The organism is Halorubrum sp. SD41, assembly GCF_058630335.1.
In genome coordinates this window covers 13,571-27,888 of the sequence record NZ_JBZVGZ010000010.1, presented here as the reverse complement: position 1 = coordinate 27,888, position 14,318 = coordinate 13,571, and the positions used below count along the sequence as shown (strand labels likewise).

Annotated in this window: 15 protein-coding genes; 9 read left to right on the top strand and 6 right to left on the bottom strand. The window is 71.1% G+C overall.

What is annotated here, in order from left to right; genetic code table 11:
* Nucleotides 1-77: 77 nt before the first annotated feature.
* Nucleotides 78-401, top strand: coding sequence for a DUF7991 family protein (locus AC4NMM_RS06045; protein ID WP_096395849.1), 324 nt, complete (start codon nt 78-80; stop codon nt 399-401).
* Between the two features lie 61 nt (nt 402-462).
* Here the strand turns inward: AC4NMM_RS06045 and tmk are convergent, their stop codons facing one another.
* Complete coding sequence (gene tmk, locus AC4NMM_RS06040; protein ID WP_121596759.1) at nt 463-1,056, bottom strand: dTMP kinase; 594 nt, start codon at nt 1,054-1,056, stop codon at nt 463-465.
* Nucleotides 1,057-1,222: 166 nt separating this feature from the next.
* Between tmk and AC4NMM_RS06035 the strand changes: the two genes are divergently transcribed.
* The 7 genes from AC4NMM_RS06035 to AC4NMM_RS06005 all read left to right on the top strand — a co-directional run bounded on the left by AC4NMM_RS06035 (nt 1,223) and on the right by AC4NMM_RS06005 (nt 8,758).
* On the top strand, nt 1,223-2,602 hold the full coding sequence (locus tag AC4NMM_RS06035) for a hemolysin family protein (protein WP_491923820.1): 1,380 nt from the start codon (nt 1,223-1,225) through the stop codon (nt 2,600-2,602).
* A 96-nt stretch (nt 2,603-2,698) separates the two neighbouring features.
* Entirely contained in the window at nt 2,699-3,562 is an 864-nt protein-coding gene (locus AC4NMM_RS06030; RefSeq protein WP_491923819.1) for a universal stress protein, read from the top strand.
* A gap of 87 nt (nt 3,563-3,649) precedes the next feature.
* Nucleotides 3,650-4,546: a complex I NDUFA9 subunit family protein gene (locus AC4NMM_RS06025; RefSeq protein WP_491923818.1), complete on the top strand. Its 897-nt coding sequence runs from the start codon at nt 3,650-3,652 to the stop codon at nt 4,544-4,546.
* 124 nt (nt 4,547-4,670) lie between these two features.
* Nucleotides 4,671-5,849: a tubulin/FtsZ family protein gene (locus AC4NMM_RS06020; RefSeq protein WP_172863972.1), complete on the top strand. Its 1,179-nt coding sequence runs from the start codon at nt 4,671-4,673 to the stop codon at nt 5,847-5,849.
* A 19-nt stretch (nt 5,850-5,868) separates the two neighbouring features.
* Nucleotides 5,869-6,513, top strand: coding sequence for a 2-phospho-L-lactate guanylyltransferase (gene cofC, locus AC4NMM_RS06015; RefSeq protein WP_491923817.1), 645 nt, complete (start codon nt 5,869-5,871; stop codon nt 6,511-6,513).
* 112 nt (nt 6,514-6,625) lie between these two features.
* The gene (gene cofG, locus AC4NMM_RS06010) at nt 6,626-7,789 is read left to right on the top strand and encodes a 7,8-didemethyl-8-hydroxy-5-deazariboflavin synthase subunit CofG (RefSeq protein WP_096395837.1); all 1,164 of its coding nucleotides are present in this window, start codon (nt 6,626-6,628) and stop codon (nt 7,787-7,789) included.
* A gap of 108 nt (nt 7,790-7,897) precedes the next feature.
* A complete protein-coding gene (locus tag AC4NMM_RS06005) occupies nt 7,898-8,758 on the top strand; it encodes a mechanosensitive ion channel family protein (RefSeq protein ID WP_491923816.1) in 861 nt (286 codons plus the stop codon).
* Between the two features lie 3 nt (nt 8,759-8,761).
* Here AC4NMM_RS06005 and AC4NMM_RS06000 read toward each other — a convergent pair whose 3' ends face one another.
* The 3 genes from AC4NMM_RS06000 to AC4NMM_RS05990 form a co-directional block, all read right to left on the bottom strand.
* Complete coding sequence (locus AC4NMM_RS06000; RefSeq protein WP_491923815.1) at nt 8,762-10,213, bottom strand: MATE family efflux transporter; 1,452 nt, start codon at nt 10,211-10,213, stop codon at nt 8,762-8,764.
* A gap of 74 nt (nt 10,214-10,287) precedes the next feature.
* Nucleotides 10,288-10,800 (bottom strand): PIN domain-containing protein, encoded by a 513-nt coding sequence (locus AC4NMM_RS05995; protein ID WP_491923814.1) that lies wholly within the window; start codon nt 10,798-10,800, stop codon nt 10,288-10,290.
* Entirely contained in the window at nt 10,801-11,103 is a 303-nt protein-coding gene (locus AC4NMM_RS05990) for a hypothetical protein (RefSeq protein WP_491923813.1), read from the bottom strand. It abuts the gene before it with no gap.
* Between the two features lie 153 nt (nt 11,104-11,256).
* On the opposite strand from AC4NMM_RS05990, the gene thiE reads away from it, so the two are divergent.
* Nucleotides 11,257-11,889, top strand: coding sequence for a thiamine phosphate synthase (thiE, locus tag AC4NMM_RS05985; RefSeq protein ID WP_096395827.1), 633 nt, complete (start codon nt 11,257-11,259; stop codon nt 11,887-11,889).
* Nucleotides 11,890-11,923: 34 nt separating this feature from the next.
* Here thiE and AC4NMM_RS05980 read toward each other — a convergent pair whose 3' ends face one another.
* Both AC4NMM_RS05980 and AC4NMM_RS05975 read right to left on the bottom strand, forming a co-directional pair.
* Nucleotides 11,924-12,775 (bottom strand): SDR family oxidoreductase, encoded by an 852-nt coding sequence (locus AC4NMM_RS05980; protein WP_096395825.1) that lies wholly within the window; start codon nt 12,773-12,775, stop codon nt 11,924-11,926.
* A gap of 623 nt (nt 12,776-13,398) precedes the next feature.
* Nucleotides 13,399-14,175 carry an SDR family oxidoreductase gene (locus AC4NMM_RS05975; RefSeq protein ID WP_491923812.1) on the bottom strand — a complete coding sequence of 259 codons (777 nt, stop codon included), beginning with the start codon at nt 14,173-14,175 and terminating at the stop codon, nt 13,399-13,401.
* Between the last annotated feature and the right edge of the window lie 143 nt (nt 14,176-14,318).

The window sequence follows — 14,318 nt, the reverse complement described above, 5'->3', positions numbered from 1 at the left end:
AGCGGCGGTCGGGTCCGGGAGAAGTCGGTCCGGGCTGCGGCCGATAGGGGGAAGTGTCGGCGGTCCGTACGGCGACCATGCTCGCGCTGTTCGGGTTCGGCAGCCTCCTCGCGCTGGTCGCGTTCCACACGTTCCTCGCCGGGGTCGCGACCCGGTTCTTCCGGATCCAGCTCTCGACGTCGTGGGGGTCGGTCGTGTACACGCTCGTGTTGACGCCCCTGCTGTTGCTCGTCTCGACGATCGTCTTCACGGGCGCGCTCGGCGTCGGGACCGGGATCGACGTCGGGAGCTCGACGATCCTGCTGGCGCTGCTCGTCGCGCTCCCGCTGGCGCTCGGCGTCGCAATTGATTACCTCTACGTCCCGTCGCCGGACGAGTACGAGCTGCCGGACACGCGCTGAGAGCTCTCGGACACGCGCTGAAAACTCCGGATACCCCCTGAAACCCTCGAACGAGACGGCGTCAGCGGTCGACCAAATCGGCGACTATCTCCTCGACCCGCGCGACCACGTCCTCGGGCGCGCGCGTCGCGTCGACGCGGTGGAACCGGCCGGGGTCGGCGTCTATCAGGCGCTCGTAGTTGTCGCGCACGGCCGCGAGGTAGCCGTCGCGCTCGAACTTGTCCGTGCGCCCGGCGCGTTCCGCCGCGGTCTTCGGGTCCAGATCGAGGTAGATCGTCGCGTCCGGCGGGCGCGAGAAGGCGGCGTGGATCCCGCGGACGTACTCCAGCGGGCGCTCGATCCCGGCGTCGGCGCGCGCGAGCGTCGCCCCCTGGTAGGCGAACCGCGAGTCCGAGTAGCGGTCGGAGATAACCAGGTCGCCGTCGGCGAGCGCCGGCCGCACCGTCTCCGAGAGGTGGTTCGCGTGGTCGGCGGTGTATAAGAACAGCTCCGCGAGCGGGTCGGCGTCCGGGTCACCCATCGAGCGCCCCACCGCCTCTCCGTACCAGCTGTCGGTGGGCTCGCGGGTGAACGTCGCGTCGGGGTACACGTCTTGGAGCGCCTCCCAGACCGTCGTCTTGCCGCTGCCGTCGAGCCCCTCCAGCGTGATCAGCATGGTCGCGTTCCGCCGCGGCGACGAATAAACGACCCGGGTCCGGTCTGGGCGGCCGGGCCCCGTGATCCGAGCGCGGCTCCGCCCGACGGCCCTTTTTAGTGACCCCTCCTCGAACGGCCGGTATGGTCGTCGACTCGTCAGCACCACGCGCGCCCGGAGGAGACGGATGGTAGCGGTCGCCGTCTCGCTCTCGCGGGTAGCGGCCGCCCTCGCGTTGGTCGCCCTGAACGGCTTCTTCGTCGCCTCCGAGTTCGCGTTCGTCAGGATCCGGGCCACCTCGGTCGAGCAGCTGGTCGAGGAGGGGAAGGCGGGCGCGGAGACGCTTCAGGAGGTGATGACCAACCTCGACGACTACCTCGCGGCGACGCAGCTCGGGATCACGCTCGCGTCGCTCGGGCTCGGGTGGATCGGCGAGCCCGCGGTCGCGGCGCTCATCGAGCCCGCCCTCGGTCCGGTCCTGCCGGACGGGCTGGTCCACCTCGTCGCGTTCGCGATCGGGTTCTCCGTCATCACCTTCCTCCACGTCGTCTTCGGCGAGCTGGCGCCGAAGACGATCGCCATCGCGCAGGCGGAGCGCATCTCGCTGCTCCTGGCGCCGCCGATGAAGCTCTCCTATCTGATCTTCTCGCCCGGCATCGCGGTGTTCAACGGCACCGCGAACGCGTTCACGAGCCTGATCGGCGTGCCGCCCGCCTCGGAGAGCGACGAGACGCTCGAAGAGCGGGAGATCCGGCGCGTGCTGGCGCGGGCAGGCGAGGCCGGCCACGTCGACGAGTCCGAGGTCGCGATGATCGAGGGCGTCTTCGAGCTCGACGATACCGCGGCCCGCGAGCTGATGGTCCCTCGCCCGGACGTGGTCTCGCTGCCCGCGGACGCGTCCCTTTCGGCGGTCCGCGAGACGGTCCTCGACGCGGGTCACACCCGGTACCCGGTCGTCGAGAACGACGACGCCGACCGCGTCGTCGGCTTCGTGGACGTGAAGGACGTGCTGCGCGCGACCGAGGCGGGCGACGACGGCGCGACCGCGAGCGACCTGGCGCGGGAGATCCTCGTCGTCCCGGAGACGACGAGCGCCGGCGACCTCCTCGTCCAGTTCCGCGACGAGCGCCGGCAGATGGCGGCGGTGATCGACGAGTGGGGCGCCTTCGAGGGGATCGCGACCGTCGAGGACGTCGCCGAGGCGCTCGTCGGCGACCTCCGCGACGAGTTCGATGTCGCCGACGGCCGCCACACCATCCGTCGGACCGGCGACCGGACCCACGAGGCCGACGGGTCGGTCGCGCTCGTCGACGTCAACGACGCGCTCGGCACCGACCTCAGCGGCGACGGCTACGAGACGCTCGGCGGGTTCGTCCTCGACCGCATCGGGCGCTCGCCGGAGGTCGGCGACGTCGCACAGACCGAGGCGTACGTCTTCGAGGTCACCGCGGTCGACGGCGCGCGCATCTCCACGGTGCGCGTCACGCGGCGCGACGGCCCGGACGAGTCGGGCGACGCCGGTGACGGATCGGACGCCGACGCGGAGTCGCCCGGCGACGCGGCGTAGCGGGACGAGCGCCTCCCTCCCGCCACCGGGACCGGACGGTCCCGCAGCGCGGCAACCACACGAGCGTTTTTCACCCGCGGGCGCGACCGGGGGCGTATGTACGACCGGATCTGCGTCCCCACCGACGGCAGCGACGCGGCCGCGGCGGCCTTCGAGCACACCCTGGCGATCGCCGCCGACCACGGCGCGACGGTCCACCTCCTCCACGTCGCGGACACGACCCGCGACAGCGTGACCCGAATCGGCGGCGACGTAGTCGACGTGCTGGAACAGGAGGGCGAGTCGATCGTCGATGAGGCGGCCGCCCGCGCCGCGGACCGCGGCGTGGAGGCGGAGACGGCCGTCCGGCAGGGGGGCGTCCCCGAGACGGTCGCCGCGTACGCCGAGGAGGTCGGCGCCGACCTCGTCTCGATGTCGACGCGGGGGCGGCAGGGGGTCGAACACCTCGTCGGCAGCACGACCGAGCGCGTCGTCCGGCAGTCGCCGGTGCCGGTGTTGGCGCTCCGTCCGGGCGACGAGGCCGTCCCGTACCCGTACGAGGACGTGTTGGTGCCGACCGACGGGAGCCCGGCCGCGACCGCCGCGCTCGACCGCGCGATCCCGATCGCCGAACGGGCGGGGGCGACGGTCCACGTCCTCTCGGTCGTCGACACCGGCGGGATCGGTATCGGCGACCACGTCGAGGTGGACGTGCTCTCGGAGTACGCCGACGACGCGGTCGCCGAGGGCGTCGAGCGCGTCGAGGACGCCGGGTTAGAGGCGGTCGGCGCCGTCGAGGTCGCCTCCTCGGCCGCGCGGGGGATCCGGGCGTACGTCGACGACCCCGGCGTCGACCTCGTCGCGATGGGGACCCACGGCCGGACCGGCGTGGGGCGGTACCTGCTGGGGAGCGTCGCCGAGCGCACCCTCCGGACGGTCCCCGTGCCGGTGTTAACGGTCCCGGTTCCCGAAGAGGAGTGATCCCGAGCGGCCGGAGACGACGCCGGTCAACGGTACGATGTCTGACGCCGCGGTAGGTTTACGGGCCTTCCACGCGAGATACCACGCATGAAAGTGTTGGTAGCCGGCGGGACCGGATTCATCGGGTCGTACCTCTGTCGCGCGCTCGCCGCCGACGGGCACGCGGTGACCGCGCTCTCCCGCTCGCCCGAGGGGACGCCGGACGGCGTGACGGGCGTCACCGGCGACGTGACCGACTACGACTCCATCGAGTCGGCCGTCGAGGGGCACGACGCGGTCGTGAACCTGGTCGCGCTCTCGCCGCTGTTCGAACCGGACGGCGGCAACCGGATGCACGACCGGATCCACCGCGGCGGGACCGAGAACCTCGTCCGCGCGGCCGAGGCGGGCGGCGTCGACGGCTTCGTCCAGCTGAGCGCGCTCGGCGCGGACCCTGACGGCGACACCGCCTACATCCGCGCGAAGGGCGAGGCGGAGGAGATCGTCCGCGACAGCGACCTCGACTGGACGATCTTTCGCCCCTCCGTCGTCTTCGGCGAGGGCGGCGAGTTCGTCTCGTTCACCAAGCGGCTGAAGGGGATGTTCGCGCCGGGCGTCCCGCTGTACCCGCTCCCCGGCGGCGGGAAGACGCGGTTCCAGCCGATCCACGTCGAGGACCTCGTGCCGATGATCGCCGCCGCAGTGACCGACGACGAGCACGCCGGCGAGACCTACGAGATAGGGGGGCCGGAGGTGCTCACGCTCCGGCAGGTGACGGACCTCGTCTACGAGGCGGAGGAGAAGGGCGTCACCATCGTCCCGCTGCCGATGCCGCTGGCGAAGATCGGCCTCTCCGTCCTCGGCGCGGTGCCCGGGTTCCCGATGGGCGCGGACCAGTACCGGTCGCTGAAGTTCGACAACACGACCGCCGACAACGACGTCGGGGCGTTCGGCGTCGACCCGACCGAACTGACCACGCTCGGCGAACACCTCGGGATCCGATGACTGAGGCTCGGATCGCCGGCGACGCGAACGTGTCAACAGTCCTAATCTCAACGCTGGTAACCGCAACCGAAGGCTTTTATAGGAGATCGCGTTCTGTTCAGTTCAAACGCGGAGGGAGCACACGATGAAACTCGCAATGATCGGATTCGGACAGGCGGGGGGCAAAGTCGTCGACAAGTTCTTGGAGTACGACAAGCGGACGGGCTCCGAGATCGTTCGGGCCGCGGCGGCCGTCAACACGGCGAAGGCGGACCTCATGGGGCTCGAACACATCGCCGAGGACCAGCGCGTCCTCATCGGCCAGTCGCGCGTGAAGGGTCACGGCGTCGGCGCGGACAACGAGCTGGGCGCGGAGATCGCCGAGGAGGACATCGACGAGGTCCAGGGCGCCATCGACTCGATCCCGGTCCACGAGGTCGACGCCTTCCTCGTCGTCGCCGGCCTCGGCGGCGGGACGGGCTCCGGCGGCGCGCCGGTGCTCGCGAAACACCTCAAGCGGATCTACACCGAGCCCGTCTACGGGCTGGGGATCCTGCCGGGCAGCGACGAGGGCGGCATCTACACCCTCAACGCGGCCCGCTCGTTCCAGACGTTCGTCCGCGAGGTGGACAACCTGATGGTGTTCGACAACGACGCCTGGCGGAAGACGGGCGAGTCCGTTCAGGGCGGCTACGAGGAGATCAACGAGGAGATCGTCCGGCGGTTCGGAATTTTATTCGGCGCCGGCGAGATCCAGCAGGGCCAGGAGGTCGCCGAGAGCGTCGTCGACTCCTCGGAGATCATCAACACGCTCTCCGGCGGCGGCGTCTCCACCGTCGGTTACGCGGAGGAGGAGGTCGAGGAGCGCTCCTCGGGCGGCCTGCTCTCGCGGCTGCGCGACGACGGGAACGACGAGGAGCTCGACAGCGCGCACACCACGAACCGGATCACCAGCCTCGTGCGCAAGGCGGCCTTGGGCCGGCTCACGCTCCCCTGCGAGATCGAGGGCGCGGAGCGCGCGCTGCTCGTGCTCGCGGGCCCGCCGGAGTACCTCAACCGGAAGGGGATCGAGCGCGGCCGCAAGTGGCTCGAAGAGCAGACCGGCTCGATGGAGGTCCGCGGCGGGGACTACCCGTACCGCGGCGCCGGCTTCGTCGCGACCGTCATCCTGCTCGCGGGCGTCACGAACGTCCCGCGGATCAAGGAGCTCCAGCAGGTCGCCATCGAGGCGCAGGACAACCTCGACGAGATCCGCGAGGAGAGCGACGAGAACCTCGACGAGCTCGTCAGCGACGACAGCGACGAGCTGGAATCCCTGTTCTAAGGGACCGCCGCTCCTTGCGATGGAGGTCATCGTCCCATTTTCGACCGACCGCCCGAAGTCGCGACTCTCGGACATCCTCTCCCCCGACGAGCGAAGCGAGTTCGCGCGGGCGATGCTCGACGACGTGCTGGACGCCGTCGCGGCGGCTGGCGGCGAGCCGCTGGTCCTCGCCACCGACGCGGTCGATGTCGATGCCCCCGTCACCGTCGACGACCGCCCGCTGACGGACGCGGTGAACGCGGCGCTGGACGCGCGGCTCAGAACGGAAGAACGCGATAGATCGCCCGAGCCGGTCGCCGTCGTGATGGCGGACCTCGCGCTCGCGACCCCGGCGGCGCTGCGACGACTCTTCGAGGCCGGCCGGGACGCCGACGTCGCGATGGCGCCGGGCCGCGGCGGCGGCACGAACGCGTTCGTCGCCTCGCACCCGGAGTTCCGGGTCGACTACCACGGCGCGTCCTACCTCGACCACCGCGAAATCGCGAGCGACGTCGGCGCGGCGTTCGTCGCGGTCGACTCCCACCGGCTCGGCGCCGACGTCGACGAGCCCGCCGACCTCGCGGAGGTGCTGATCCACGGCGAGGGTCGCTCGGCGGCGTGGCTCCGCGAGGCCGGGTTCGTCCTCGACGCGTCCGACGGTCGCGTGGCGGTCGTCCGGGAGTGAGGGAGTCGAAAACCGATCGGGGCCCTCGCCGCGACTCGACGTAACCGGATCCGGCCTCGCACGGGGATCCGCAACCGCGATTCTTTTTAAACGCCGACCGCGAGTGACGGCCGTGTTCGCCGGAGCCGACGAGTACGGCGTCGACGTCGCTATGGACGAGCGGGACGTCGAGCGGCTGCTCTCGGTCCGCCCGGACGATGTCGAGGCCGCCGACCGGCTCACCTTCGCGCGCAACGTCTTCATCCCGCTCACGACAGCGTGCCGGTACACCTGTACGTACTGCACCTACTACGACGTTCCCGGGGAGGCGTCGCTCCTGTCGCCCGAGGAGGTGCGCGAGCAGTGCCGCGTCGGCGCCGACGCGGGCTGTACGGAGGCGCTTTTCACCTTCGGCGACGACCCCGACGACCGGTACACCGAGGTCCACGAGACGCTCGCCGAGTGGGGGTTCGACTCGATCCACGAGTACCTCTCTCGGGCCTGCGAGATAGCTCTGGAGGAGGGGCTGCTCCCCCACTCGAACCCGGGCGACCTGACGGAGTCGCAGTTCGCCGCCCTCCGCGAGGTGAACGCCTCGATGGGCGTCATGCTCGAGACGACCGCCGACGTCGACGCGCACAGCGGGGGGCGGCGGAAGACGCCCGGCCAGCGGCTCAACACGATCCGCGCGGCCGGCCGGCAGGGCGTCCCGTTCACGACCGGCATCTTAGTCGGCATCGGCGAGGACTGGCGCGACCGCGCCGAGAGCCTGCTCGCGATCCGGGCGCTCCACGAGCGACACGGCCACGTCCAGGAGGTGATCGTCCAGAACGTCGTCCCCAACGAGCGGTCGGACTTCCCGAAGCCCGACCTCGCGACGATGCGCCGGGTCGTCGCGATGGCGCGCGCGGCGCTCCCGCCCGAGGTGTCGGTTCAGGTGCCGCCGAACCTCTCGCCGGCGGCCGATCTGGTCGACTGCGGCATCGACGACCTCGGCGGCGTCTCGCCGGTGACGGACGACTACATCAACCCCGCGTACGAGTGGCCGGACCTCCGCGAGCTCGAAGCCGTGGCCGACGTCGGCGGCGTCCCGCTGCGCGAGCGACTGCCGACGTACGCGCGGTACCTCCCGGACGACATCCGGCCCGCGGGCGTCGAGCCAGCCCCCGAGCCCGACGGTCGCGAGGCGTGGATCCCCCCCGCGGTCCGAGAGCGGATCGCCGCGGACGACGTCCACGGCCGTCGGCTCCGCGGGGTCGCCCGTGGCGACGGCCCGCTCGCGGTGCGGAGCGACTGACCGATCCGCCCCGCGAGCGGGAGCCTCTCGACCCGCCGCGTCCCGCACCGAACGTAAACAACCGCGCTGCCAGTAGCTTCTTTATATAGACTCGTGAATGGGTGGACGATGTACCCCTTACAGCTCGACGCGATCGCGAACGCCGTCGACGTGGCGGCGATCGCGACCACGGCGCTCCGATTCCTCGCCGGCTTCCTCGCGGTGTTGCTGCTCGGAAAGCTCGTCTTGGTCCCCGGGCTCCGGCGGATCGTCAGATCGCGCGGGTTCGACGAGGCGGTTCTGAGCCTCGGCACGAACGTCCTCAACGCCGTCGTCTGGGTGGCGGCGATCGCGATCGGCTTCGCCGTGGCCGGCTACGGGAGTTTCCTCTCGGCGTTCGCGGTGTTCGGCGGTGCCATCGCCCTCGCGGTCGGCTTCGCCGCGCAGGACCTCCTCGGAAACTTCGTCGCCGGCGTGTTCATCCTGAAGGACAAGCCGTTCGAGGTCGGCGACTGGATCGAGTGGGGCGGCAACTCCGGTCGCGTCGAGGAGATCGACCTGCGCGTCTCGCGCGTCCGGACGTTCGACAACGAGCTGGTGACGGTACCGAACGGGGACCTCGCGAACAGCGCGGTGACGAACCCCGTCGCCTACGACACGCTCCGGCAGAAGTTCGTCTTCGGGATCGGGTACGACGACGACATCGAGGAGGCGACGGACATCATCGTCGAGGAGGCCGAGGCCCACGAGGAGATCCTCGACGACCCGGGCGTCTCGGTCCGGCTCGTCGAGCTCGGCGACTCCGCCGTCGGGCTCCAGTCCCGCTGGTGGATCGCCGACCCCGACCGCGGCGACTTCGTCCGCGTGCGCTCCGAGTACGTCACCGCGGTGAAGGAGGCGTTCGACGACGCCGGCATCGACATGCCGTACGTCCACCGGCAGCTCACCGGCAGCGTGGAAGTGATCGAAGAGGTCGCCGCCGACGAGTAACTCTCACCCGACCCCTTCTTCCGCGTCGCCCGCGTCGGGCCGGTACTGCCGGCTGACCGCCTGCCACCGGTTCGAGCGGAACCGGTAGCCGTTCAGTCCGGCGGGCACGAGCTTCTCCGCCACCAGCGCCGCGTAGAGGCCGCCGACGCCGAGCGGCGTAACGAGGCCGGCGAACGCGACCGGGAGCGCGAACGCGTACAGCCCGATCATCGACGCGACGAAGGGCCACCGCGTGTCGCCCGCGCCGCGCAGCGACCCCGTGACCGAGCCGTCGATCCCGAGCGGTACCGCCGAGACCGCGGCGGTGACGACGAACGCCGCCGTCGCGCTCACCGCCGCCGGCTCGTCGACGAACACGCCCGCGATCGGCGTCGCGGCGGCGATCACCGCGGCCGACGCGGCCACGTAGACGACCGCCGACAAGGCGATCACGTCGCGGCCGTACGCGGTCGCGAGCGTCTCCTCGCCCGCGCCGAGCCGCTGGCCGACGAGCGTGCTCGCGGCGATGGAGAAGCCCCAGCTGAAGCTGCCGAGCAGGGCCCTGACGCGGCGGCCGACCTCTAAGGCGGCGACGGTCGCCTGGCCGAACGACGACGCGATCCACAGGAGCGGGAAGACGACGATCCCCTCCGCGACTCGACGGGCGATGAGGGGCGCGGACACCCGCAGCAGCTGGCGCGTCAGCCCGGCGTCGAACCACGGGCCGGAGCGCCCGACCGGGACGGGCGAGGCGCCGCGGCCGAAGTAGGACCGGCCGGTCATCCCCCACGCGAGGACCAGCCCGACGGCGGCGATGGAGACCGCGGTGCCGAGCCCGGCTCCGAACACGCCGAGGCCGGCGCCGAGGACGAGCCAGACCGTGAGCACGACGTTCAACAGCGCGCCGCCGGCGCGCGCGACCATCGGGGTGCGGGTGTCGCCGACGCCGGCGTACGTCCGGCTGGCGATCATGTTGAAGTACTCGAAGGCGAGCGCGGGCGCCGTGACGGCGAGGTAGGTCGTCCCCGCGGCCAGCGCCGCCCCGTCGCCGCCGACGAGAGCGATCAGCCGCTCCGCGCCGAGGACGTAGCCGGCGACGATGGGGACGACGAGCAGCGCGGCCACGATCAGCGACTGCTTCACGACGAGCCCGGCCCGCCCGCGCTCGTCGCCGCCGTAGTTCTGCGAGACGAGCGAGACGGTGCCGCCGGCGAGCCCGATGGAGACGAACTTCGCCAGCTGCCAGTACGCGAAGGCGTACCCCATGCCCGCGACCGCCGAGACGCCCACCGCGTAGCCGATCACAGCGAGGTCCACGGTGTTCTTCGACATGATCGCGAACCCCGTCACGATCCGAGGCCACGCCAGCCCCATCGTCTCGTCGAGCCGCGACCGGTCGATGACGCCGGCCCGGTCGAGCGCGCCCGCGAACGCCTCGCCGACGCGCGCGGCGCCGTACCGGAGCCGGGATAGCATTGGACCGCGATACGGACCGGGCGGGCTTGTGTCTGTCCGTCCGCATCACGGTCGCCGCGTCCGTCGGCGTTGCCTCAACGCCGATCGAGCAGCGACCGAGCCCGCTTGACGTAGCTGTTCGCGTCCCAGCTCCGAGCGTCGCCGATCGCGTCGAGGACCGCCGTCGCGTCGTCGACGGAGAGCGCGTCGGCCCGAACAAGAGCCGAGAGGAGCGTCGGCGTGGTGACGAGCCGCGTGTCGGCGAGCGACGCGTGAATTAAACCGAGCCGGTTGAACTCGTCACAGAGCAGCAGCGCGGCGTCGAGGTCGTTCGCGAGGGCGACGGCGGCGTTCTCCCCGTCGTCGAGCGGGAAGTCCGCGTCGAGGGCGACCGACCGCGTCGAAATCGCATCGGTTCGGTCGAGGACGGCGGCCGCGGCGCGGCCGTGCGCGTCGTCGTACGAGGCCGTCTCTCGAAGCTCTTCGACGACAACTGTCGGAACGACGACCTCGTACCGATTCACGCAGATCGAGAGGGGGTCGGGGTCGTCGCCGGCGCCGATCCCGAGGCGCACGAGACCGGACGTGTCCGCGACGAGCCGGGACATCTACGCGTCGGCGACCTCGTCGACGAACCCCTCGTCCAACTGTCGCTTCAGCACCCGGAGGTTCGCGGCCTCCTCGGCGCCGACGAGCGACTTGAGCTGCTCGAAGGAGATCTCGTCGTCGTAGTAGGCGGCCGCGATCTCCTGGGTGAGCGTGTCGTCGTGGGCCGCCTCTTGGAGGTACTCCCGTAGCGCCGTCACGAGAATGTCCGTCCGGTCTTCCCCGAGTACGTCCGCGAGCGCGTCGGTCCGGTCGATGAGTCGGTGCGGCGCCCGGAACTGGACCCGTTTCTTGTCGCTGCTCATTGTGTGTACAACGTGAGCCAACCCACTTAGCGCTTTTCGCGTGTGCGTTGCGAGCCGCTCGGCAGGCTCGACGGGTCGGTCCCGGCGGATCGGTCCCGGCGGATCGGTCCCGGAACACAACCGTTTTCACCGAACCACCGACGCGTACCACACATGAATATCAACGAGTGGCGGACGTACCTCGTCACGGCGGCCGGCCGCTCGGCGGGGCGGACGACGCCGGAGATCGTCGCGGCCGCGTTGGAGGGCGGCGTCGACGTCGTCCAGCTCCGCGACAAGGCGACGAGCGCGCGGGAGCGCTACGAGACGGGGCTCCGCGTCCGCGAGCAGACCGACGAGGCCGGGGTGCCACTGATCGTCAACGATCGAATCGACCTCGCGAGCGCGGTCGACGCCGACGGCGTCCACCTCGGCCAGTCCGACCTCCCGGTCGCGGTCGCCCGGGAACAGCTGGGCGAGTCGGCGGTCGTCGGCGTCTCGGCCTCGACGGTCGAGGGGGCCGAGGCGGCCGAGGCCGCGGGCGCCGACTACCTGGGCGTCGGCGCCGTCTACGGCACCGACTCGAAGGACGTCTCCGGGGACCGCGACGGGATCGGCGTCGAGCGGATCGCCGCGGTCGTCGACGCGGTCGAGATCCCCGTGGTCGGAATCGGGGGGATCGACGCCGACAACGCGGCGCCGGTGGTCGAGGCGGGCGCGGCCGGTGTGGCGGTCCTGTCGGCGATCACGGCCGCCGAGGATCCGGAGGCGGCGACCGCGACGATCCGGGAGGCGGTGACGGACTGAGGCGGACGCGGCCGGACCGACGCGCCCGGTCCGGTCACCACTCGCGTTCGAACTCGGGGTCGAACAGCCGCGCCGACATCGGCGCCGGGTCGCCCTCGGTGAGGTTGTACTCGGAGAAGTCCGTCACGCCCGCCTCGCGGAGCAACTCCTCGTCGTAGAAGCTCTCGCCCGTACACTCCGCCGGGTCGCGCGCGAGGATTTCGAGGACCGCGTCGGAGACGATTTCGGGGGTCCGCCAGTCGTCCTCGGTCCCGAGCCCGAAGTAGCGGGTCGCCCGGGTGTCGATAGTCGTCACCGGCCAGAAGGTGTTACAGCCCACGTCGTCGCCCGCCAGCTCCTCGGCGAGCGAGAGCGTGACGAACGACATGCCGAGCTTCGACCACGCGTACGGCGCCTTCCCCGGCGAGCGGTCGGTCGTGACCGGCGGCGCGTTCGTCAGCAGCCATGCCCCGTCGAGCCCCGCGAGGTGGTCGGCGAACGCGTGCGCGACGAGGTGGGTCCCGCGGACGTTCACGTCGGTGAGGAGGTCGAAGCGGTCGGCGGGCAGGTCCGCGACGTTCGCCAGCTGGATCGCGCTCGCGTTGTTGATCACGATGTCGACCTCGCCGAAGCGGTCGATCGACTCCTCGACGACCGCCTCGACGCGATCCTCGTCGCGGAGATTGAGTTCGAGCGCGAGCGCCTCGGGCCCGCGCTCGCGCACCTCTCGGGCCGTCTGTTCGATCGATCCCGCCAGCTCGGAGTCGTCGTCGTCCGTCGTTTTGCCCGTCGAGACGACGTTACAGCCGCGGTCGGCGAGCGCGAGCGCGATCCGCTTGCCGATGCCGCGAGTCGTTCCGGTGACAAAGGCCGTCGAGCCCGAGAGGTCGGGGTCCGCGAGTGGCATATCCTTCCTTCGACCGACCGCGGGATAATTCTCGGTGGTCGAGCGCGGAATCGACGAGATGGTATTTAAATACCGACAAGCGACGGCGACGATCATTTATAAACAACAACTGCGGTGGCGCGTGCCTGCGAGCGGCCGCCCTCGGCGGCCGCGAGGCAGCACGCACGAGGTCGCCGGCGCTACGCGCCGGCTGCCAGAGAATCTTCGATTCTCGCTGGAGTCGGCCGACCGGAGCGAAGCGGAGGGGGGCCGACGAGGCTGGGGAGGCGTGAGGTGCGGTTGCGGTGCTGTGCGGGGTGGGACTCACAGGGGCAGCCGGGAGGACGCCGTAGGCGACGTAAGCACCGCAGCGAAGGAGCGTCAGCGACTGAGCGAGGAGCGCAGCGAGCGTACGGCGTCCTCCCGGCTGGGGCTTTGGAGGTGTTCGTCACCGATCTGCGAACAGATATTTATAAACAAGCGACTGGGGCTTTGGAGGTGTTCGCCACCGATCTGCGAACAGATGTTTATAAACGAGCGACTGGGGCTTTGGAGGTGTTCGCCGCCGACCCGCCAGCAGCTATTTATAAACGAGCGGCTGCGCCCCTCGCGACCGTCGCCGCTAACCCGGCTACAATCCACTCTTATCGCGTCGCGGACTTCCACTCCCGGAGTCCCAACCGTTCGCCGTTCAGGTCCTCGGCGGGCGCCTCGGTGGCGGCCCAGACGAACAGCGGCGCGACGCTCTCGGGGTCGCGGGCGCGCTCCTTCCCGGTGAGGTCGGTGGCGACGAGCCCGGGGTCGACGACCCCGACCGTCGCGTCGAGATCGGCGGCGAAGCCGCGCGCGACCGCCTCGGCCGCGGCCTTCGAGACGGCGTACGCGCCCATGCCGGGCTTCGACTCGGCCGCGACCGCGCCCGACGGGACGATCACCCGGGCGTCGTCAGCCAAGTGAGGCACGGCCTCGGTGATCGTCGCGAACACGCCGCGCGCGTTCGTGCGCATCGTGTCGTCGTAGTCGGCGTACGAGAGCTCGGTCGTCGGGCTCTCGCCCGGCGCGCCGTGGAACACGCCGGCGTTCGCGAAGGCGACGTCGACCGGGCCGGCCTCGCGGGCGACCCGCTCGAAGAAGCGTTCGAGGTCGAACTCGTCGCGCACGTCGACGCGGTCGCCCCAGGCGGTGCCGCGCTCGTCGTCCGCGTCGCTCACCGAGCCGGCGTCGGTTTCGCCGTCGCCGTCTTCGGGAGTCTCAGCGTCTCCTCCGGAGTCTCCCTCGCCGTTCAGCGCCGCGACGGTGCGATCGACGGCCGCGCCGTCGCGTCCGGAGACGGCGACGAACGCCCCCTCGTCGACGAACGCCTCGGCGACGGCTCGCCCGATCCCGCTCGTTGCGCCGGTGATCGCGACCGTCAGGTCCATGTGGAAACCGGTACGCGCGTCGGCGACTTAGTGGTATCCACTCGCCGCGAGGAGCGCGGTCGGTCCCGGCGGCGCGACGCGGCACCCTTCCGCCCGGCGCGACGCGGCACCCTTCCGCCCGGCGCGACGCCCCTTCCGCCCGG

Coding starts and splice junctions, on each gene's coding strand:
- AC4NMM_RS06045 (WP_096395849.1), top strand. CDS start 78: ATGCTCGCGCTGTTCGGGTTCGGCAGCCTCCTCGCGCTGGTCGCGTTC.
- tmk (WP_121596759.1), bottom strand. CDS start 1,056: ATGCTGATCACGCTGGAGGGGCTCGACGGCAGCGGCAAGACGACGGTC.
- AC4NMM_RS06035 (WP_491923820.1), top strand. CDS start 1,223: ATGGTAGCGGTCGCCGTCTCGCTCTCGCGGGTAGCGGCCGCCCTCGCG.
- AC4NMM_RS06030 (WP_491923819.1), top strand. CDS start 2,699: ATGTACGACCGGATCTGCGTCCCCACCGACGGCAGCGACGCGGCCGCG.
- AC4NMM_RS06025 (WP_491923818.1), top strand. CDS start 3,650: ATGAAAGTGTTGGTAGCCGGCGGGACCGGATTCATCGGGTCGTACCTC.
- AC4NMM_RS06020 (WP_172863972.1), top strand. CDS start 4,671: ATGAAACTCGCAATGATCGGATTCGGACAGGCGGGGGGCAAAGTCGTC.
- cofC (WP_491923817.1), top strand. CDS start 5,869: ATGGAGGTCATCGTCCCATTTTCGACCGACCGCCCGAAGTCGCGACTC.
- AC4NMM_RS06005 (WP_491923816.1), top strand. CDS start 7,898: ATGTACCCCTTACAGCTCGACGCGATCGCGAACGCCGTCGACGTGGCG.
- AC4NMM_RS06000 (WP_491923815.1), bottom strand. CDS start 10,213: ATGCTATCCCGGCTCCGGTACGGCGCCGCGCGCGTCGGCGAGGCGTTC.
- AC4NMM_RS05995 (WP_491923814.1), bottom strand. CDS start 10,800: ATGTCCCGGCTCGTCGCGGACACGTCCGGTCTCGTGCGCCTCGGGATC.
- AC4NMM_RS05990 (WP_491923813.1), bottom strand. CDS start 11,103: ATGAGCAGCGACAAGAAACGGGTCCAGTTCCGGGCGCCGCACCGACTC.
- thiE (WP_096395827.1), top strand. CDS start 11,257: ATGAATATCAACGAGTGGCGGACGTACCTCGTCACGGCGGCCGGCCGC.
- AC4NMM_RS05980 (WP_096395825.1), bottom strand. CDS start 12,775: ATGCCACTCGCGGACCCCGACCTCTCGGGCTCGACGGCCTTTGTCACC.
- AC4NMM_RS05975 (WP_491923812.1), bottom strand. CDS start 14,175: ATGGACCTGACGGTCGCGATCACCGGCGCAACGAGCGGGATCGGGCGA.